Source organism: Moorena sp. SIO3I6 (assembly GCF_010672095.1).
The window spans coordinates 197,773-219,643 of the sequence record NZ_JAAHHU010000004.1 but is presented as its reverse complement, the minus strand read 5'-3'; the positions used below and the strand labels follow the sequence as shown (position 1 = coordinate 219,643).

The window sequence follows — 21,871 nt, the reverse complement described above, 5'->3', positions numbered from 1 at the left end:
TGGTTGAAATAGCCGCCTGAAACCATAACATAAAAAAATTAAATCAATAAATAAAAATTAACCAGAGTAAACCTTAATCAGTTTTATTTGATTAAAATAAAATTTAACCTGTTAAAATTTTATTTAATGACATTTTTATGCAAGTATCGGCTATGCACAAAACCTTTATTTTTATTTGGGCAAAAAAAATAGTCAAACAAAATCTGACCCATTTGTTGAAAAGGGTATTTAGCATCTTTATACTCTTACTATTAAGTACTGGATGCACCCAGATTCCATTACCAGGACGGCAATTAACTAATCGATTACTCCGTCAACCTCCCGAAGCAATTTTTCAGCTTACGGTGACCAAATCAGACCGTCCAGGGATCTACACCGTAGCAGGAACCACGAATCTTCCGGAGGAAATTCCCATCACGGTAGCAGCGATTCGCTATTTGCACCCTAATCAACAGCTCTCTTTCAACAGAGACGCAAATTTTATCTATTCAATTCTGGCTTATCAAAATGTCGATGTAAAGAAGGGAAGATGGCAGACCGACTTGAAACTATGGCAAATTGCACCAGACGGTCAGTTTCAAGAAGTCTGGCAAATGGATCAGTCCAAACTTGGCTTATCACTAAAACCAGCAGAGGAAGTAACCTTCCTAGCCACCCTCACCCCCAAAGAGTCCCTCTGGGAACTAGAAGAGGAGTTAAAGAAGCAGCGAATAACCCTAGCAAGCAGCCTGATCAACAATACATCTGATGGTCAACGGTATGTCCAGGCACGTCAAGTTCTGTCCGTTGCCTTACCCACCGGTCAGACCAAACCACCTGAACCTAGACCTGAGGATATTAATCATGGCTGGGGCAAGCGGTATCTGCTGCTACCAGAACCACCGATTATTTATAAGCTTGACAAGCCTAATCAACGTCGAATCGATGCTCCCCTTTCAACTCCTGAGTTTTTACAATGATATCTAGTTTAAGGAGTGATGGAGTAGGGTGGGCAATGTTTTGCCCACCCTACCCATGGAGTCTGTGCGTAAGTCCTGATCTAGTTTAAGGAGTGATGGAGGGATGGAGTGATGGAGTGATCACTCCATCCCTCCGTTCTTGTGCTTAGACAAAAAATAGTGTGGAAAGGGAATTTTCCTGACCCGTTCATCCCCTCAACTGTTCATCCGCTCACCCCTTGAGAGTAGTGATACTAATATCCCCCATCACAACACACTGGCAAGCTAGACGTGCATGAGGATTGTCTGGAGCTAACACATCAAGCAAATCCTGCTCATCAAAGGAGAGCTTATACGTCCACCCATCCCTTTAAAGGCAGCTAATGTTTTATCCATATCCTTAGGTTTGGTTGACCTAGGACAGTGAAAAACTGTTTCGCCCATTAGGGCTAATTCTGTCTTATTACCAATAGTGTTAAAGGCACGAACGTGGTAACATTCTTGATTAGTTTCAACATCTAGCCCATGGCAGATAACTTCGTAATCATCAAAGGGTAAGAAGCAGGGTAATTGCAGCTATTTTGTATAAATTGTACTTGACAAAATAGGTATTTAACATAGTCAGTGATAGGACTAGACAACTCTTCTGGAATGAAGGACACTACAAACAGATGGAATCAGTCCCTTTCACATCCTTTCAATCCTCATGTCAACAGGTTTTGGTGCTCCTAGCATATCCCCTCCTTCGGTTACGCTGAAAAAGCTCAGACTTCGTGTGCTTAAGGAGTTTGAGAGATTGGATGAGCCTCGGGTGAAACGGCAGCCACAGCAAAAACTGGTCGAAATCATAACTATTGCCATCCTGGCCACCCTATCTGGGGCGGATAGCATGGTAGGGATTGAAACCTATGGAAAAGCGAAACGGCAATGGTTAGAGACATTCTTGACATTGCCTCATGGTATTCCCTCACACGATACCTTTTCGAGAGTCTTAGGGTTGATTGACCCCCAGCAGTTGCATGAGTGTTTTTTGAGTTGGGTCGGACATATTACCGACCAGCTGGAGATTAAGCTGATCAACATAGATGGCAAAACAGCCCGTAGCTCCTATGACCGAGAGCATCAACTTAAAGCCTTACATACAGTCAGTGCTTGGGCTTCAGAACACCATCTGGTCTTGGCCCAACAACGGGTAGAGAGCAAGTCGAATGAGATTACAGCCATTCCAGAGCTACTGAATCTATTGGATATTCAGGGTGCGATTATCACCCTAGATGCAATGGGTACTCAGCGCGATCTTGCTGCCCAAATCCGAGACCAAGGTGGGGAGTATATCCTGGCACTCAAAGGGAATCAAGGCAAGCTCCACAAGGCAGTGAAGACATTCTTTAAGGCGGCTGAAAAAAAGCATTGGGAGGGGACCCACGTATAGCTATCACGAGCATACAGAAGCAGGTCATCATCGGACCAACGCATCGACAAGTGTGGGCGGTGCCCATCAGCCAATTGCCCGATTTGCCCAATCCTTCGAAATGGCAGGGCAAAACCTGCGTGGTGATGGTCAAACGAGAGCGACGTCTTTGGAATAAAACGACTACAGAGGTGTGTTTCTACATCACCAGCTTAGGTGCAGATGCCAGGGTTTTAGGGAAGGCGATCCGCTCCCACTGGGGGATTGAAAATAGCCTCCATTGGATCAATGATGTCACCAATGGCTAAGACCATAGCCGTATTCGCACGCCTTCATGGACCAATGAATATGGGACTGCTGCGACGCTTATCGCTGAATTTACTCAAACGAGAACCCTCTAAGCAAAGTATTGCCCAGAAACGCTACCGAGCGGCCATGGATAATGACAAAGTCATAAACCTGTTGCTCAGCAATCATTCCTGTTAGGTTTTGCTAGACCAGCACAGTGAGGACTGCACAACTTCTTAGAGGAAACCACAACAAAGCACATCCCAACCCCATCATGCCGCCAGATTGTTCCGACCCCGTTGGCATGCTCCTTTAACCAACCAAAAATGAGAAATATTGTGGAAAACAAGTCCAATCACTTTAGCTTCGTTGGTTTTCCTGATTTAGATGCGATTGCCCTGGGGTAAGAAGGCATTTGCTGTCACTTCATTGAATAAGATTGTATTAGTTTCAGTAGCAGCAATTAAATAGTAATTCAAAGCCTAATAGAGATGGTTTAGAGCTTTTTGTTGTGAGGGTGAAGCCGCTTCATAGAGGGGGGTACCGTACAGCAGTGAAAGCTCAGGTTCACCCCAGTAATAATCGCTATTGCTGCTATAGTCGAAGTTTTTATACAACTGCTCTATTTTTTCGGTGTAATCCGACTCAGTGTTACGCCGATAATTAACATCCATCAGCTTAAGATTCTTGCGACCATGGACAACTTTTTCTGATGGAGTTGAAAATTGACTTCCTTTTTCTGGTGCTTTATGGGTTTTTAGCATACTATTATCCTTAGGACAAAATTTACGTAATCTACGTAATCTATAAGTTAGATGGTCTCCAGTACCCTGCAGTAGTGTTCATAGTAAACGTGGCAATTGGTAATGGGTAATGGATCAATAGTAATTACAATTACCAATTACTAATTACCAATTACTAAGCTTGACAATATCAATAATTAAAAATTACCAATTTAGGAAAGAGGAACTGGGCGATACTGACTGTAGTAATCTGGCATTTGGAGTCCTTGAATTTTCAAACTTTGTATTCGGTGTAAAAATGCAGCCCCATTCATGATGTGGTGAGCCACATCAACCACACTGCGATTATTTGGAGCAGCGAGGTAAGACCCTTGCACCCAGTTATTAAAGCTGCCCATTGCAGGTCCGCACCAAATCTGATAATCGATTTCTCTGCCTTTCTCCCCTGACTTCGACCAACGCGATGACAATCCTAGGTACCAGCGAAAAATCAGAGCCATTTTTACCTTAGGATTATTGGCAGCTTGTTTTATTTTATCAGGATTTCGTTGGGATATATAAGCTATTGTATCCTCCCAGATAGCTTCGATTTTTCTCTTGAAAATTTGTTTTTCCAGTTTTTCTCTTTCCTGGATAGGAATCGCTTCAATCGAGTCATAGCTTCTATATAACTCAAAGAGTTTCTGCGCCCGTAGGGGGAAGAGGGTACCTTTTTTGAGGACTTGAAGTTTTACCCCCATTTCAAACATATCTGCTGCTGGAGCCATGGTGACATCAGTCATATCAGCTTTAGCCAACACTTCCTTAGTATGTTGAGAGGTTCCAGCTTCAAGGCAAGACTGATTAATAGAGCCAGTCACAACATAAGCCGCACCCATCATAAAAGCAGCTAAGGCTGATTGTGGCGTACCAATCCCACCAGCAGCTCCAACTCTAATGGGGTTTTCATAACCATATTTTTCCTGAATTTCATCCCTCAAGTCCAAGATAGAAGGTAACAGACAAACCAAAGATCGATTATCTGTATGACCACCTGAATCAGCTTCTACGGTGATATCGTCTGCCATGGGAACTTTTTCTGCCAAAGTTGCCTGTAACTCACTGATTAATCCCTGTTCAACGAGTTTTTTAAGAATTTGTCTTGGAGCAGGTTGGAGAAATTTGGCAGCAACTTCTCTTCTGGAGATTTTAGCAATAACTTTATTTTTGATTTCGATTTGATTAGCTGTATTGAGTCCCAATCCAGCAGCTCGATAATAAACAATGTTGGGAGTTAAATCTAGAAATGCAGAGGCTTCTACAGTTTTAACACCATAATTGAGGAATAGATCAACAGCATGGCGTTCAATCGCAGGTTCACTGGGACTATGAATTAAATTAAAGGCGTAGGGACCTTGGGGTAAGGCCTGTTGAATACGCTTAATAGCTGCTTCCAGGCGGGAAGGACTTAATCCGCCAGCACCAAATGAACTCAAAATTTTCTCTTTGCCGAGAGCAATGACCATCTCCTCAGATGCAATTCCACCAGCCATCGCTCCAGTAACATAGGCAGATTTCACCCCATGAAAGGATAAAAAACTGGGATCGCCTAACTGTTGAATTTGTATTGGTGGAACTGCCATCAGCAGTTCTACTTGAGAGCTCTTGCCATTTTCCGAAGGATACCAGTAGCCTTCTTGGGTTATGCCAATCTGTCCTTGGGATCTAACGATATAACAGGACTTCTCTAAATCTAGCAGTTTAGCCTTAATTCCTCGATCATCAAATGCTATCTCATCCAAAGACCCTTTCCAACCTTGATTTTGACCATAAAAACAATTAAAAAATCCGATTTTATGATCCTTTTGATTATTATTTTTGCTTAGAGGTTTATCTAAACAAATGAATGCTTTAGAGCTAGTTTTAGTCATTATAATACAGCTTTTTTCAATTAATTATTAGAAGTCCATTACAGTTACCTGTCAAAACTTTGGTAATATCAAGTCCGATAGCTTATTTTAATTGGGTTTTAACGCTACCAGACTTGATATCAAATCAGGCTAGTTCAGGACTTACGTAAAGACACCAGATATGGAGTATAGTATGATCAGGCTAAATTCATAACTAAAGAAGGTTTTTGAAGTTCTTTAGTTAAATATGAAGATAAACTTTGGTGCTTAATTTTATAAACTGTACATTGATTCAAGTAAGCTAGTTTTTTCATAAAATTCCACACCAAAATGGCACAAGCAATATGGTTTCTTTGGATTCGAGATTTACGACACTGACAAGATTGTATGCCAGTCAATTGTTTAAGTTCCCGGTGAAACTCCTCTATTTTCCAACGATAAGAACAAGTTTATTTTACCTGTTCAATATCTGAGGCAGTTAATTCATTTGTGGCAATGTATTCCGTTCTATTGGTAGAAATAGTAACCCGAAATAACTTCACCTTTTTCTGGGAAGGAAACTTTTTTATTTTGAGCAATTTTCCTTGTTTAACATCTAAATCACTCCACTCCAATGAGTCAATTCTTTTGTATTTTTCTTTACCTCCTGTTTCATCCACCAATCGATTCTTTTTTAAAGGACAGTAGTAGATTTTTTTCCAGTTATCAATTAACGCCATTAGTCTTTGAGTGGCATACCAACTATCCATTAATACCCTTTTAAAGGGGAGTTTCTTATGAAACACAACATTTCTGAGTATATCTTCTACATGGTCTAGTTTAGTTTTTCCATCCTCTTCTGGAGCATATATACGGTAATCTATTACCCAAAATTTCCCAGTTTTAATATTAACATATATACAAGTTACTACTCCTATTCCTCGAACCACACTATGAGTATTACCACTGTATTGTTTTCGCACCAATTCTATTTTATTTGAAGGGTTTTTATCCAACACTGTATCGTCAAATACTAGATAGCCGTCGTCATCTAATTCAATAGATTCTTTGACATTTAACCACAAGGTTTTGGGAGTAATTTTTTCGGTTTTTAAATATCGGTTAATTTGAGCATGACTTAGTTTGGGAAGATGCTCTGCCAAATTAGTTATGGTGTAATTGTTTTGGCTACTCAACAAATATTGACAGTAATCTAGCTTGTCCAATCTTTATTACCATTATTTTTTTAGTTGGTTTCTCCCTTGATCTTATCATTTACTTTATCTGTTTTTACCGTTTAGGGATTGATTTTCTTTTTTATCGGCTTTACACGCTATATATAGCGTGCTTGCGTAAGTCCTGTAGTTAAAAGAGCCCACTGGTCCATGGTATTTAACTCAGGGACGCCCCTTGGACAGGAGTCGGAACTGTCCGTATTATGATTCAGAATCAAGCAACTGCTTTGAAAACGTTACTTGGTGCTGAATAATGTCGCCAATTTGCTTCAATGATTCTTGTTGATTCCTTAAAAAAGCAGCATGGTTTTTGGTGATGTGAGATGTATTATAACTCAGTTTTTTATACTGATTTTTGTATAATTCGCTGAAGTTTACTCCCAGCATCAAATTGTTACTGTTTTGGGCTAACTCTAGACTGTGATTATTCTCCAGCGGTATTTTAAGAGGCGGCTGACCAGAGTTAATTTCTTCGGAGGTTATAACGCTGTAATTTAAAGAAATATTAGCACTATTTTCAGGGTTGATGAGAGTCTTTTTAAGAGTTGGTGAAGTTACAGGTTTAGATGGTTTAAAATTGAGCAAAGTTTGTGGATGTTCCGAAGTCTGATGAATCAGGACTTTTGATGATAGAGCTTCGGCTATTTCCTGGTTAGTATTGGTCAAAATGGTGGACTTAATCGGGCTCCCACCCAAGGTTATAGTTTTAACCATTGAGCGCTGTTTCCCGGAATTTTCTGGTTCCTGAGTATACAGTGGCGACAAATCCAGAGAGACGTGATGACTAACTAGTTTTGCCAAGGCTTTGACAATAGAGGTATGGTCGTTTGAACCTCTTTTATTGAGGGAAACTGTGACATGTTCCTGATCCTTGAGGTTTTCACCAATCCATCTAGAACAAGTACTGCCAGCGCCTACCTCCACAAAGATCTTGGCTCCATTCTCGTAGACTTGGTTAATTAGCCGACGAAAATCGAGGGGCTGACAAAGACCCTTGGCGATCGCGTGACCAATAGCATGACTCTCAAGGGTAATGGGTTTGTAGTCGGCTGCGGAATAAAAAATAGTATCTGGTTGACTGGAGATAGGTAAACTTGTGAGTCTAGCAAGTTCATGGTATTCAGAAGCCATGGCGTCACAATGAAGTACATCATCGGCAGGAGCACGGAAGGCATCGCATTTGAGAGTGTCAATCATCCTCCGACAAGCTTGAGGATCACCAGCAATTACCACTTCTTTTGGCGTATTGATATGAGTAAGATAGACGCGATTCTCATGTTTGAGATATTCCACAACTTGGGATACCGGAGTCATCAGAACATAGGTACTCCAAATTTGTTCGTGCTGATCATCGTTGCCTTGGGGTAATCCCCAATACTCACGAACTGCGTTTTTAGGACCAGACAGTCTTCTGCGAAATATCTCAGAGGAGCTTAAGCCATCGATAGCTTGATCATAGTTACTCCAGACCGACTGACCAATCATCATACTAAGTTCCCCTAGGCTGTACCCAAAGGTAGATTGAGCCTGAACTTGGAAATAATCCCTCATGATTATGGTCAAGAGTCTAACAAAGCCCATTCCAGAGATGAGCATGCTATGGGAATCATCTAACAGTTGCTTTTCAAGGACTTCGACTTGCTTTCTGGATAGGGAATTTAAGCTCCTTGGATAAAAAAGTCTTTCCCTGAGCATCGAAGCCATACTGGCGATATGTTTATCTACCTCCTCGTAGACTTTGGGAAACAGTCGAAAAATATTCTGACCTAGTCCGATATAGGAATTAAAAGCACCAGGATAAACAAATGCAACGGTACCCCGTTTAGCCAGTGGTTTAGCTGTAAAATAGCTTCCCATAGGGGTTTGCCAGTCTTTACCTGTATCAAAAGCTTTGGGAATCCCTTTAATTGCACGCTGGATCTCTCGTTTTAATTCATCGTTGTTGTGTCCAAGAATTGCCAGGGTATAAGCGGCCTGAGAACGTTTTTTAAATGTGGCAAAGGTTTGGCGAGCAGCAGTAGATAGAGAAACACTATTTTCGATAGTTTGTTCTAAATTATGGAGCTGCTCGAGTAACTCCGATTGACCATCAGCAGCAATGGGAAACAGATAAAACGGTGTTTGCTCCAAATAGTTGCTGTTGCGATCGCACTGACTCTGTTCCTCTGACAAAATTATATGGGCATAAGTCCCATCCATTCCCATACCGTTAATTGCTGCTACTCGTTTGGTGCTCTCTGGTTCTAAAAACCAAGCTCTTGATGCACTTGCCACATAAAATGGACTACCTTGCCAAACCTCAGGCATTTTAGGACCAGTCCATTGAGGTGTTGCTGGAATATATCGGTGATAGAGACAGAGTGCCGTTTTGATTAAGCTAGCAATTCCTGAAGCAGCATAGGTATGACCAATATTTGCCTTGACACTACCTATGGCACAACTTAAATCAGCCTTAACAGTTTGATAGGCTTGGGTTAATCCGCAAATCTCTGCCTCATCCTCCTGAGCTACTCCACTACCAAACACCTCTAAATAGCCAATATCCCCAGGTGTGATGTCTGCTTGAGTATGAGCCTGTTGACACGCTTGTATGACAGCTTCAGCCAGAGGCGGTTGCGGGAAGGGATTGACCTGGTCTGATGCGTCACGGGCTTGTACCAAACTCATAGCATCAATCACTGCATAAATACGGTCTTGCTCCTGCTTGACTGTATCAAGACGCTTTAAAACCACAGCGCCAGCCCCTTCACCAACCATCCAGCCATTAGTGTTTTGGTCGTAACTGAGGGTATTGACTCCTGTGTTGACCTTTGCCAATTGGTTTCGCAACAAAACATTTTCCACACTGCCAGCTAGGTCAACAGCACCCACAACCACCGCATCTACCTCCCCAGCAGCGAGTAATAGTTGTGCCGTTTCTAGAGCTTTGAAGGTGGAATTTTCCCCAGCACCGAGGGTGAAGGAAAGCCCGTTGAAATCCCACAGAGCAGAAATACGACTGGCTGTGATCACACCGAGGTAACCGAGATAGTCACTGGTTTTTGCCTGGTGGTGGATGCTATCTTTAACAATGCTTTCTAAGGTATCGATAGCTTCGGAGGTTGAGGATTGATTCGTATCAACAAAACCTTCTTTGAGTTGCCAAGACAGATGCCATCGCTGCTGAAGCTGATGACCAGAAAGTTCGGTTTCTGCAGCGATAATCACTGCCACATTTCCCCCCTCACTTAGTCCTGCATCTTTGATAGCACGCTCGGTTACCTTAAGCATTAGCAGTTGTTGAGGGTTGAGTGTCTCTGCTTCATTGGGCGGTATCTTAAACCGTAATGTATCAATGTCAAAATCTTGGATGTAAGCGCCTAAGGGTGCTTTACCATCTGTCAAGCCATAGTGCTTGAGCAATTGCTTTTGGTCGTCGATTCCCTTCCAGCGTTGCTTAGGAAGGGGCATAAAATGCTGGGTTCCATCATAAATACTACGCTCAAACCCATCCAAGCCATCACAAGAGCCAAAAAAGCTGTCCATGCCCACAATCGCCATCTTAGTAGCCGGCACCGGTGTAGAGGCTTCCGGTTCAAAATCAGGAATTTCTTCGACCTGAGTGGATTGCTCAAGAATCAAATGAGCATTATTTCCGCCAAAACCGAAGGCATTGATGGCTGCGCGTTTAAGCGGTTTATTGTTCGGCCAGGGAGTTGCAGCTCGAACCACTTGCTCCGCTGCAATCACATTATTAGGAGAGCTGAGGGGAGTCGTTATATTAATGGTCGGGGGTATTACACCCTTAGACATACTCAAAATGACTTTAATCATGCTAGCCATACCAGCAGCAGTTAGCAGGTGACCCAAATTAGATTTGACAGAACCCACCAGCATAGATGCTTGATGCTGACCAAAGAAGGTATCTACAGAGCCTAATTCAGTGGTATCACCAAGGAAAGTACCAGTAGCATGGCATTCTAAGTAATCGATGCTCTTTGGACTAATGTTTGCCTCAGCATAAGCTCGTTTATAAGCTAAAATTTGGCCTCGGGGGTTCGGACTCAGCAGGTGCTTTCCCCGACCATCATTGGATAATCCGTTACCACAGATTGTGGCATAAATTTGATCACCATCTCGAATCGCGTCACTGTAGCGCTTGAGCACCACCATACCAATCCCATCGGCTGGGGTTAGACCTTTGGAAGATTGATCTAAGGGTCGGCTGATATCATGTTCAGGGTAACCCTGAACACCAGAAAATAGCATGCGAACATAAATTGGATCGGCATGACTAATGGCTCCCGCTAACATCAAATCAGCTTTGTGGGATAGTAGGTAATGACTTGCCAATTTCACAGCATACAGTGATGAGGAACAGGCCGAGTCTAGGGTATAGTTAATATCGGATAGAGAAAAAGCTTGGGCGACTAACGCTGAGAGCACCCCAGAGTTCATCCCATTATACAGAGATAATTTGGCAGATTTCGGTAATTTTGCCAACTGAAAGTTTTGATTCTGCAAAAGCTCCCTAAGTGCAGCTTCGATAGTGTGCTGATAAATCGATCCAAAGAGTTCATTCGAGAGTGGAGTAAGGCTTGAGAGATTACCCAAAATTACACCACACTTTGAGAGCACACTGTCATTGCTCAAATAATTACTGTCTTGTAGTGCTTGTTTGGCAACATACAGGCACCTTTGGAAGAGAGGATCTAACCCTTCCAGAAGTTCTGACGGCAAGTTGTATCCAGTGACATCGAACGTAAAATCTCGGATATATCCTCCCATTAAGGAGTAGGTTTTATCCGGTTTATTTTTTAATGGATTAAAAAATTTTTCCGGATCAATTCCCATATCCTCTTCAGTTAATAAGGAAGTGGAATCTTTTTGGGTAATCAGATTCTGCCAGAATTCTTCTGGAGTTTTGGCATCAGGGAAAAGGCAAGATAATCCAATTATTGCTATTTTATCCATAGATAATTTGTAAGAAAGAAAATAATCAGTTTAAAAAAATGATAGTTACGGTATTCAATTAATTTCTATTAGAAAATTAGATGCCCTTTGATCCTATAGGATAAATAGTTCCTTTCCAGCCAAGCCAACGGGAGTAGATTTGTCCTTCACGATTATGAGTTATAATATCAACAATGACATTTTTATTGACTTTAGATTTGAGTTCCGTAGATACATAAAATGTTTCTCCCGCTGGAATCATGGCAAATTGTTCAAATTTTTCCGATTGGGCAGGTAACAATTCCTCTTGATGAAAATAATAAATCAAAATTCCAGTCGCGTGTGTCTTAAGATCAGCGATGTAGGGATTGAAATTTTGAATGGGAAACTGCCCTTGTTGTCGGTCACTAATAGATGACCAAGCACAGGCTGCCGTAATTTTTGTAGGAGTTAGATTCAAGACCCGTTTCACCCCCCAAAAGGAAGGGCCATGAAATAAGGAAGATTCTTCACTTTGATATAATGATGATGGAATCTTTTCAGTAATTTTAGAATCTTCCTCAACGTTAGCATTCTCATAAGTGGGAGCACTAGGAATTTCTCTGACTAGCTTAATATGAACCCGATAATGCTCATGATAAGGAATTTTACTTTCTTGTTTTTTCGTCCGAATTTTTGCTTCAAATTCTATTGAACCGTCATTGGTCTTAGCAATTTCTTTCAAATCCAGAATATATTCCCTTGCCAGAGTATGATTGAAAATAATCCCTTTAAAGAACTTGAAATTTGTGTAACTGAAGAATTTGTAACCGGGATAGAGTTGTTCACAGGCATTAATAATCCATCCTACGGCACAAGTAGCTGGCAATACTGGATAACCGCCAATGACGTGATCTTGTAAAAAGGGATTAGCGTCCACTGTCAACTTGCGGCGAATACGATAGCTTCGTAACTCAGGGTTTAACTCCCCTAACACCGGTTCCAGTGGAGTGCCAATCACCACTTGCGCCGTGTCCTGATTGGCACTATCCAGTTCTTTAACTAGCATGTTTGTCCCCACTGGGATCGGAATAATTTCAATGTTGCGCTTAGCAAACGCCTTCTTGAGTCCGGAAGTCACCATACCACTGTCCCAAGGTCCCCAATTGATGGCAACTACATGGCAGGAGGGATGATGTTGCTTGACCAGATGAGCTGATTTGTTGAGAATTTCATTTGCGATCGCATAATCCGACTGACCGATATTTCCGTAAAAACCAGCTACAGAGGAAAATAGAACTAAATAATCCAGTTGACCTGGGCTGACACAACTCAGCAGATTTTGGAAACCCTTTACTTTGGTAGCATAAACCCTTTCAAAATCTTGTTCCGATTTCTTTTCAATTAATTTATCCGCTAAAACCCCTGCTCCGTGGATAATACCGGTAATTGGACCCATGCGCTCAACCACAGTCGCGAGCTTTTGCTGTAAGGCTAAAGCATCGGTTACATCAACATCAATATAGTCTGCCTGACCGCCTGCTTCTTCAATTGCCAAGAGAGTTTTGTGAATTTCTCGACTCGAAACAATTGTCTTAAATACCCGTTGTACTTCCATGGGGGTAGGCTTCTGTCCTTGGCCAAGGATATTGTTCATAATCCGTTTTTTCAATTCAGATTCATCAAAACAATCCTTTGCCCAATCTGGTTCATCTGTCATGATTGATGAACGACCCAGTAGGATAAATTTGCATGGTTGGTGCTGTGCTATCCGAATCACGCACTCAGCGGTAATGCCTTTTGCTCCCCCACTGACAAGAAACACTGATGATTGACTGATTTGAATTGTTTGGATCATAAAGTCTGCCAAGAATTTTAGAATTAATTAATTGATAAATAGTTATGATTATTTAACTCTCATTGTCAGGGGTGTCCAACTAGCCTTTGTGGCACTCCGTCAGGGGTCAAGCTACATTGGCTGAGCAAGCCTCAATAAGACACAAAAGGAAATTGTTAGTAAATATTTATATCGTCTCCTTACTGATTGATGGCTCAGAAAAAATAAAATTTAAAATCATTTTTTCGTTAAAGGTTGTAACATCAAGCAATACACTTCCCCCACGGGCTCTGTTCGCTGCTGCAAAGCTTATTTCTTCTAGTGTAAATGAACCATATTTATTAGGTATATGAACTTTACCAATATTGCTTATAGATACGGTTTATGAGCCTCGATTAGCGTTACTAAATAACTTCTTAGTCAAGGCTGTAATTATCAAAATAACTCTAAATATATTCACTCCCTTCAAACGATATTCGATCTGTTTTTTAACATTCCGAGCTAAATCCCAAAATGATAAATTGCTTTGTAAGGTGTGATATGAGGTAACACCTGAAACTACCATCCCCATGACCTCATCACTGACCACTGGTTCCAAGCGTCTGCGCAAATCAACATAGGATAGGCAACTGACAGACAACCTTTTTTTATTATTTGCTGTGATGCTTTTCGCAGCACTCAACAGCATCGCCCCACACAGGGCACCGTGTACTGTTGTCTTTTCCTTTTTGCAATGATTGATTAACTGTTGGGTTAAGCCTTTGTCTAAGGATTTTTGCACCATACCACAACGGCGTAAATTAATGGGTACGGACTTTTCAAAGCTGAGAGTTTTTGGTCGATGCCAAACCTGATTAAAAATTATTCGTAATAATATAAATGATCTATGCCAAATCCCTTGGAATCCCCTCGTTGATATAGGAATTAACCTATCTATGGGTGGGAGTATCGGCAAGGGAAGTACTGAATTTATTGGTTCCGCACAGTGAATTTTCTGGCAGTAGGTCAAAATTGCTGAGTGCAATTGGACACAAGATAAGGCGTCTGATATGGCGTGGTGGGTTGATGTAATCAGATAGCTCGCACTATTTTCACTCTCAGCACGAACTAGTACTGCCCGCATCAAACCTTTATCACTCTCAATTCCCTGATTCAGCTCTTCGAGAACAACCTCTTGCCAGTGTTCGTTGTAGAGATTTTCAACCACACGCAAAGGAATCTTGGACACCCCTCCAGTTTTAAACCAGAGATTATCTAACGAGCCAACAATACGACAGTTAAGACAAGGGTAACGGTCTTGAATCAGGTCAAGAGCTTGTCTAAGAATTTCTTCACTCAGAGGTCCTTTGACGCGACTCATCGTTACTACATAACTCGATGTAGCAAGGCGATTTAAGATTTCCGTCCCTTCCTCGACAGGAAGTAGCTTTCTGTTTAGGGTTTCTTCTGGGGAAATTTGCGACATTGTTAACATATTCAAGGTTTTGCTTGATTGTTCCAGTTTGTTAAAGTAGACCCTAATTTTTGCTACTCGTTACACTCAGCACTCAGCACTCATTACTCAAGCACTATATAGTAAACTACACCCTGCTTTTTGCCACTAGTTACACTCAGCACTCAAGCACTATATTTAGATGGATGGCTCAGTGCTCAGGGTTACTCGTCCGAGTGAACTATATCCAACTTCAGTAATATAATGGTTAGGATCGTGAAGTTCAGCCATGATGTACTGAGCCGAGCCCTCAGCATTCAGCTCAGGACTCAGATCAATGCCCCGACAAAATACCGATTTCCATTCAATGTTTAGGGTTTTAGTCAATCCAAATAGACCCGCACCAATTGCACCAAAGTTCACGTTTTTTGCTAATCCAAACGCTCCATCAAGACGAGTAACAGTCATGAAACAACTGCGTCCTTGACGCGCTGCTTGATTCAGTGATGGTTTGAGATGTTTGGCAATCAAAAAGACCTGCTTAAGAAGAGCTTTTTCTAGGTCAAGAAAGGTAATCCCATGATTGGGCCCGGTCTCAAGGGCAGGATTGAGATGAATGAATGCAGCAACCGAACCATAGTTAGCAGTAATTGCTGCCAATTGTTGTTTCAAATGCTCCTCACTCAAATCGTTCAACACAATACGACTAACTCCTTTCGGTAAAGGTAGTTGTTCTGCAATCAGGGATTGGGGAAAACTTAAGACCACCACTTTCCAGTCACGGTCTGTTAGGGATTGAGCCAGTTTGGATGTAGTTAGTGAACCATCATCGGTTAACAAAACAATATGCTTGTCAGGTAACGCGAAATCCAAACTATCTGGCTCAGGTAGAGTTTTAAGTTTTACCAAACAGCGTGGAATATTATGATCTAGCTCAAGTTGCTCACTAGAAGGCTGCTGCTGGAACTTTTTTTTTTCAGTCGTCGCTGTCTGCTGTTGAAGATACTCAACAATTTGACCAAGAGTGCGAAGTTCTCCGAGTTGCTCTGGATTCGCTTGAGGCAAATCAGGATACATCTCTTGCAAAGCACCTAGAATTTCGACCCGTTTGATGGAGTCAATGCCTAAATCCGCTTCCATGTCCATATCCAGCTCTAACATTTCCGCTGGATAGCCGGTTTTTTCGCTAACCACATCGAGCAGAGTTTGACCGATGGCGTTAACATCTATAGCTGGTAGTGGTGTGGGATTTTCTAGCGCTATATTGTCACCAACTGGTTTAACCTCATTACTTTCCACTGGCTCAGATTCGATTATTTGCATCTGAGCTAAGTCAGTATCAGTTGTTGCTTCAGGTTGGACAGGGAGAAACTTAGAACCATAGGACTGTAGGTATTCCACGATTTGACCAAGGGTACGCAGTTCTCCAAGTTGCTCTGGATTGGCTTGAGGCAAATCAGGATACATCTCTTGCAAAGCACCTAGAATTTCGACCCGTTTGATGGAGTCAATGCCTAAATCCGCTTCCATGTCCATATCCAGCTCTAACATTTCTGCTGGATAACCGGTTTTCTCGCTAACCACATCGAGCAAATTTTGACTGATGGCGTTAACATCTATAGCTGGTAGTGGTGTGGGATTTTCTAGCGCTATATTGTCACCAACTGGTTTAACCTCATTGCTTTCCACTGGCTCAGATTCGATTGTTTGCATCTGAGCTAAGTCAGTATCAGTTGTTGCTTTAGGTTCGACAGGGAGAACCTTGGAACCATAGGACTGTAGGTACTCCACGATTTGACCAAGGGTACGCAGTTCTCCAAGTTGCTCTGGATTAGCTTGAGGCAAATCAGGATACATCTCTTGCAAAGCACCTAGAATTTCCACCCGTTTAATCGAGTCAATGCCTAAATCCGCTTCCATGTCCATATCCAGCTCTAACATTTCCGCTGGATAGCCGGTTTTCTCGCTAACCACATCGAGCAGAGTTTGACGAATGGCATTAATAGCCGTAGCTGCTGATGCTGAAGATACTACTTTTGCTGTTGGCTCAACCTTGACTTCAGTTACTAAACTTTCCTCAACGGATGTTGAGACATTGCTTAAAGCTGGCTGTGTTTCTGGCTCCTTAACCAGGGTAGTCCTAGGAACAGTTATAAATGCTCTCGAGCTACTTGAGCTATCAGAAAGATTCTGTTTAACTGTTTCTTCTTGCTTTACAACCTCCCCATTGTCAGAGGTTTGGCTATCCTGCTGGTCTACTAACTTATGTTTTGGCTTAGTCGCTGTAGTGAGTTTGGTAGTGCCTGGCAAATTATTGAGACTATCCTGAGCGCTAGTAACTGATGTTGTCACCGTTGTAGGAGTAGGTTGTTTGGTTAACTCCTGATTCCCCACCAATTGATTCCCTACAGCAGTTTCTAGCACTGGTTGATCAACAACCTCACCTGTGAGAAGCTGTTGATACTGCTGTTTTACCAGTTGGAAAAAGTTTTTAGTATAGTCTACCTGATGGTTTAAATATTGTTCATGGACGTTGAGAGTTTGAGCTTGCTGCTGGTGAAACTGCATCATACTGCGCTCTAAGCTCTGTAGGACAACTTGCTTGGTTTGCGCTTGTTGATCAGTTCCGTTGCTGTTGCCAAACAAGGAATGCTGCTGCTGCATCAGTTGAAAAAAGGTTTTGGCATATTCCAGCTGATTGTTCAGATATTGTCCGTGAACCTGTAACGTTTCACCTTGATGCTGACTAAATAACTTCAAGCTGTACTCTAAGCTCTCTAAAAGACGTTGAGAATTTACAGATAGGGTTGGTGTTGAGGGCATGTTCGATTCAAGAGCGGGTTGAGTAAGAGCTAGTGCTGGTTTGGCATCAGACCTGTCATTGGTGCTACTCCCAGAGGAGGTCACAAGATGCCCATTTGGCTTTTGAGTAGGTTGAGTGGGAATTGATGTGGGTTTGCTCTGAGAAGTCTCCATGGGACGTAACCGAGATGTGGGCTGGATGAATGGCGAGAGTGCAATCCTGTTTCTTGGGTTCTGGGCCATAGCCCCCTTGCCATTGCTCTGGCTAGAGCGATGTCCATTACTCAGGGATGGTGTCGATGGAGTAACAACCTTAGTTGAAGAACTCTGCTGATGATTGGCCTTAGCTGTCTTACCATTGCTCTGGCTAGAGCGATGTTCATTACTCAGGGATGGTGTCGGTGGAGTGACAACCTTAGTTGAAGAACTCCGCTGATGATTGGCCTTAGCTGTGTAACTATTGCTCTGGCTAGAGCGATGTCCATTACTCTGGGATGGTGTCGGTGGAGTGACAACCTTAGTTGAAGAACTCCGCTGATGATTGGCCTTTGCTGTGTAACTATTGCTCTGGCTAGACCGATGTCCATTACTCAGGGATGGTGTCGATGGCTTGACAACCTTAGTTGAAGAACTCTGCTGATGATTGGCCTTTGCTGTGTAACTATTGCTCTGGCTAGACCGATGTCCATTACTCAGGGATGGTGTCGATGGCTTGACAACCTTAGTTGAAGAACTCTGCTGATGATTGGCCTTTGCTGTGTGACCATTGCTCTGGCTAGACCCATCTCCATTGGTGAGCATTTGTGTCAGTGAAGTTTCCACTGTAGACCCATGAGTTGCCCCATTATCCTGAGCAAGAGATGTCACTTGATGTCCATCCTGCAAAGCCTTTTCAAAAGCCTTTTTCGTCTTTTCTGACACATAATTAGCGCAATTTAACCGGACATTGAGCCGTTTTTTGTCAGTCTTGGGTGCTGGAGGCTCAATTTGGTAGGGGTCGAGGTTTTTCAAGGGCAAACCAGCAACGCGCAACTGGATAACCGCTTGACGCAATTGGCGATCGCTATCCTGTTGACGACTCGCATTTAAGGCTACGGCGACATGGGGTTTATCACCAAGAATATCCTTTACTAAGTGGGTCAGGATGCTCCGAGGTCCAAACTCAACAAAGCAATACCCCCCTGCATTGTAGATAGTTTCGATTTCCTGCTTGAACAGTACTGACTTGCTTGAATGTACTCCCAAAATGTTTTTAATGTCTTGGGGTTCAGTGGGATAACGCTCCCCAGTCACATTGGTATAAACCGGAATTTTTGCTTTTTTGAACCTAACTGCTTCACTCGCTTGAGCAAAAACTTTTTGGGCATGCCCAATCAGAGGAGTATGGAAGGCAGCGGAAACTGGCAGCAAAGTAGCAGAATACCCTTTTTCAGTCAACAGTTCCTTTACCTTCGCAATTTCTGCTGTTGAACCGGCTAAGACCACTTGGTGATTGGAATTGAAATTGGCAATGGTAACTTGAGGAAAACTATCAATAACCGCTTTGACTCGATTAACTTCTCCGTTCACCGCCAGCATTGCTCCCGGATCAAAATTTGGATCATCTGGGGTTGCCATTGCCTGGCCTCTAGCTTTAACTAGGAAAAAGTAATCCTCATCACTCAAAACTTCAGCAGCCCAGAGAGCAGTGAGTTCTCCAAAGCTGTGTCCAGCAATAAAATCAGGCTTAAATCCTGCCTGTTGTAGAATCTTATAAAGACCAACACTGAAGGCTCCAATGGCTGGCTGAGCATAATCTGTACGTTGCAGTGCTTCAGCCTGGATATGCCGTTGAGCTGTATCAAACACAGGCGCAGGAAAAACCTTTTCTGAAACGGGCTTCAAACTATCCTTGAGGAACAGACTATCCATATAACCATAGGTCTGGCGCAAACAAGGGAAATTCATCACCAGTTCCCGCCCCATTTCTAGATACTGGGAACCTTGACCTGAAAACAGGGCAACGACTTTTCCTTCCAGCTTGATACCACTGTCACGATAGTAGATCCCTTGGGGATGATTCCACGATTGTGCTTGTGGTTTCTTTTTCAGGTAGTTAATAGTTTTTTGTAAGCATCTGCAAGCTTGTATTAGAGAATCCGCCACAAACCCCACTCTGGCTTCAGTGACCGGAATTTCTTCAGCTTTACAGCTATCAATCAGTTCCTGGTAGTGCTCCTCTCCAGTCTTAAATTGTAATTTTTGTAAGGTATCTTCACAACGAGCTAACAATTGCTCTGGTGTTGGCGCAGACAGGAGAATGGACTCGGAAGTGTGGTGTAAACGATAGGCATGATTGTTTTCCTGTTCATATTCTTCTAGAACAACATGATAATTCGTGCCACCAAAGCCAAAAGAACTCACACCAGCACGCCTTGGCCCATCTCCTTGAGCCCGAATCCAGGGTCGGCTTTCAGTATTCAAATAAAATGGTGAATTATCAATATCCAGTGTTGGGTTGGGGTTGGTGATGTTGATAGTAGGTGGCAAGATTTTGTGGTGTAGAGCCAAGGCAGTTTTGATTAGACTAGCTGCACCAGCCGCAGCTTTGGTATGCCCAATCTGGGATTTAACAGTACCGAGAGCAACATACTGTTTTTTGGGGTTGTTTTCACTAAAAACGTCCTTTAGAGCCTTGAATTCACTGGGATCCCCAGCTCTAGTCCCCGTGCCGTGTGCTTCAATCAGGCTGACACTGGTAGGAGAGAAACCTGCATCTTCGTAAGCCCGCTTCAAGGCTTTCGCTTGTCCTTCTGGGCGAGGAGCGTAAATGCTTTTATATCGACCATCACTGGACGTACCAATGCCTTTGATCACAGCATAGATTGTGTCATTATCTCGCTTAGCGTCCTCCAGACGTTTGAGTACCAGCATCCCGATGCCTTCACCCAGCATCATTCCATCCGACTCAGCATCGAAAGGCTTAATAGTCTGGCTTGGCGAGATGGCAGGGGTTTTGCTGAAACAAATATAGGCAAACAGAGAGTTATCCGTATCAACCCCTCCAGTCAGCATCATGTCAGCGCGATGCTCACTCAGCTCACTCATTGCCATTTTTAAAGCACCTAATGAGCTGGCACAGGCGGCATCCACTACACAGTTTGTTCCCCCCAAATCTAGACGGTTGGCAATGCGTCCAGCAATAACATTAGCTAGCATCCCGGGAAAGGCATTTTCGTTCCACTGCACATAGGCTAGCTTGATTTTTTCTACAATTTTTTTAGTATCCTGATCCGATAACCCACTACTTTTTAGGACTTTCTCCCAAATCGGATACTGCAATCTCACTGAAAGTGGTGTACCTAGTTGTTTTCCCAGTGCCGACCCTAGGATCACCCCAGTACGCTCTCGATTAAACTCCCGGGATTTGCCATAGCCCGCATCTTCCATCGCCTCCTTTGCCACTACTAGACTTAACAACTGGGAAACATCTGTTACTTCGAGGATATTCGGAGGGAGCCCAAACTCCATGGGGTTAAAATCGATATGTGGGATAAATCCCCCTTTTTTACAGTAGGTTTTGTCCGGTGCCCTGGGGTCTGGATCGTAGTAGTCGTCTACATTCCAGTGGGACGCAGGAACATCAGTAATGCAGTCGATTTTTGCAATAATATTCGTCCAGTATTCTTGCAAATTTCTGGCTTTCGGTAAAAGCGATGCCATCCCAACAATGGCGATAGGAGTTTGTGGCAGTTTTTGGTTAATATTGCTTGATTCTGTTAATTTATCCGACATCGTGTCTTTCCCTTGGATACGTTGGATCAGATTCTTTTCAAAGCTATCCAAGTCCTCTTGGAGCTGGGCCAATGCCATGTCAAGTTTAGAATTAGACATAGACTGAGTCTTAACCACGGTAAACTAGTTAACTTAATTTATAGTTTCATTTTTTTGTGATAATCAAACTAGTGTTATAAACTGAATTGCCAAGTTTATTTATTTAGTTTTACGGCTTTTAAATAAAAATTAATAGTATTAAAAAATATATTGTTTACCAATTATCACTGCTATTTAAGCTATTGTAAATAGTATGGATTGCCCTAGGGGATGACTTGGATAATATTTTTACAAATTTCATGTGCTGAATGTTTATTCTTGACTGTTTGTAAAGAGACATAAAAAACTACCAAGAGAGGGACGTGTGGGAATAGAGGGAAGTAGGAGAAGAGCAGGGGTGATTGTGTTTTAACCCTCACCACTATTGGCGCTTATTAGACAGGTTTATTTAGCATAAATTAGCCCCTGAATTTCCAGCAAACTACTCTATAGCAGTCCTAAATGATTCGTGAAATATATTGGCCAAAGCAAACGCTGTAACCCTTGCCCAGCAAAGATTCCAGATTTTGCTAATTTTACAAATGATTTAGGAT

10 protein-coding genes and 1 pseudogene are annotated in these 21,871 nt (G+C 42.5%); 4 read left to right on the top strand and 7 right to left on the bottom strand.

All coding sequences use genetic code 11. The annotated features are described in order from the left end of the window. Window positions 1–152: 152 nt before the first annotated feature. From F6K49_RS03425 to F6K49_RS03410, 4 genes are all read left to right on the top strand, one after another. The gene (locus F6K49_RS03425) at window positions 153–959 is read left to right on the top strand and encodes a hypothetical protein (RefSeq protein WP_293047227.1); all 807 of its coding nucleotides are present in this window, start codon (window positions 153–155) and stop codon (window positions 957–959) included. A gap of 685 nt (window positions 960–1,644) precedes the next feature. Further along, window positions 1,645–2,370 (top strand): ISAs1 family transposase, encoded by a 726-nt coding sequence (locus F6K49_RS03420; RefSeq protein ID WP_293094203.1) that lies wholly within the window; start codon window positions 1,645–1,647, stop codon window positions 2,368–2,370. Window positions 2,371–2,429: 59 nt separating this feature from the next. Beyond that, a complete protein-coding gene (locus tag F6K49_RS03415) occupies window positions 2,430–2,657 on the top strand; it encodes a hypothetical protein (RefSeq protein ID WP_293094200.1) in 228 nt (75 codons plus the stop codon). Next, on the top strand, window positions 2,650–2,835 hold the full coding sequence (locus F6K49_RS03410) for a hypothetical protein (RefSeq protein ID WP_293094197.1): 186 nt from the start codon (window positions 2,650–2,652) through the stop codon (window positions 2,833–2,835). Before F6K49_RS03415 ends, F6K49_RS03410 begins: the two co-directional genes overlap by 8 nt. Window positions 2,836–3,119: 284 nt before the next feature. On the opposite strand, the gene F6K49_RS03405 is transcribed toward F6K49_RS03410, so the two are convergent. From F6K49_RS03405 to F6K49_RS03375, 7 genes and pseudogenes are all read right to left on the bottom strand, one after another. Then, window positions 3,120–3,401, bottom strand: coding sequence for a hypothetical protein (locus F6K49_RS03405; RefSeq protein WP_293064425.1), 282 nt, complete (start codon window positions 3,399–3,401; stop codon window positions 3,120–3,122). 191 nt (window positions 3,402–3,592) lie between these two features. Beyond that, window positions 3,593–5,290, bottom strand: coding sequence for a PfaD family polyunsaturated fatty acid/polyketide biosynthesis protein (locus tag F6K49_RS03400; RefSeq protein WP_293064422.1), 1,698 nt, complete (start codon window positions 5,288–5,290; stop codon window positions 3,593–3,595). 176 nt (window positions 5,291–5,466) lie between these two features. Further along, a pseudogene (locus F6K49_RS03395) lies at window positions 5,467–6,474 on the bottom strand (transposase). A 210-nt stretch (window positions 6,475–6,684) separates the two neighbouring features. Beyond that, window positions 6,685–11,436, bottom strand: a complete 4,752-nt coding sequence (locus tag F6K49_RS03390; protein ID WP_293064419.1) for a PfaB family protein — start codon at window positions 11,434–11,436, stop codon at window positions 6,685–6,687. 76 nt (window positions 11,437–11,512) lie between these two features. After that, window positions 11,513–13,252, bottom strand: coding sequence for an SDR family NAD(P)-dependent oxidoreductase (locus tag F6K49_RS03385; protein WP_293064416.1), 1,740 nt, complete (start codon window positions 13,250–13,252; stop codon window positions 11,513–11,515). Window positions 13,253–13,613: 361 nt separating this feature from the next. Beyond that, the gene (locus F6K49_RS03380; protein WP_293064414.1) at window positions 13,614–14,696 is read right to left on the bottom strand and encodes a condensation domain-containing protein; all 1,083 of its coding nucleotides are present in this window, start codon (window positions 14,694–14,696) and stop codon (window positions 13,614–13,616) included. Between the two features lie 165 nt (window positions 14,697–14,861). Then, window positions 14,862–21,338 (bottom strand): type I polyketide synthase, encoded by a 6,477-nt coding sequence (locus F6K49_RS03375; protein ID WP_293064412.1) that lies wholly within the window; start codon window positions 21,336–21,338, stop codon window positions 14,862–14,864. Between the last annotated feature and the right edge of the window lie 533 nt (window positions 21,339–21,871).

Bases quoted from the DNA above. Each gene is read 5' to 3' on its own strand.
- F6K49_RS03405 (WP_293064425.1), bottom strand. From the start codon at position 3,401: ATGCTAAAAACCCATAAAGCACCAGAAAAAGGAAGTCAATTTTCAACT.
- F6K49_RS03400 (WP_293064422.1), bottom strand. From the start codon at position 5,290: ATGACTAAAACTAGCTCTAAAGCATTCATTTGTTTAGATAAACCTCTA.
- F6K49_RS03390 (WP_293064419.1), bottom strand. From the start codon at position 11,436: ATGGATAAAATAGCAATAATTGGATTATCTTGCCTTTTCCCTGATGCC.
- F6K49_RS03410 (WP_293094197.1), top strand. From the start codon at position 2,650: ATGGCTAAGACCATAGCCGTATTCGCACGCCTTCATGGACCAATGAAT.
- F6K49_RS03380 (WP_293064414.1), bottom strand. From the start codon at position 14,696: ATGTCGCAAATTTCCCCAGAAGAAACCCTAAACAGAAAGCTACTTCCT.
- F6K49_RS03425 (WP_293047227.1), top strand. From the start codon at position 153: ATGCACAAAACCTTTATTTTTATTTGGGCAAAAAAAATAGTCAAACAA.
- F6K49_RS03420 (WP_293094203.1), top strand. From the start codon at position 1,645: ATGTCAACAGGTTTTGGTGCTCCTAGCATATCCCCTCCTTCGGTTACG.
- F6K49_RS03385 (WP_293064416.1), bottom strand. From the start codon at position 13,252: ATGATCCAAACAATTCAAATCAGTCAATCATCAGTGTTTCTTGTCAGT.
- F6K49_RS03375 (WP_293064412.1), bottom strand. From the start codon at position 21,338: ATGTCTAATTCTAAACTTGACATGGCATTGGCCCAGCTCCAAGAGGAC.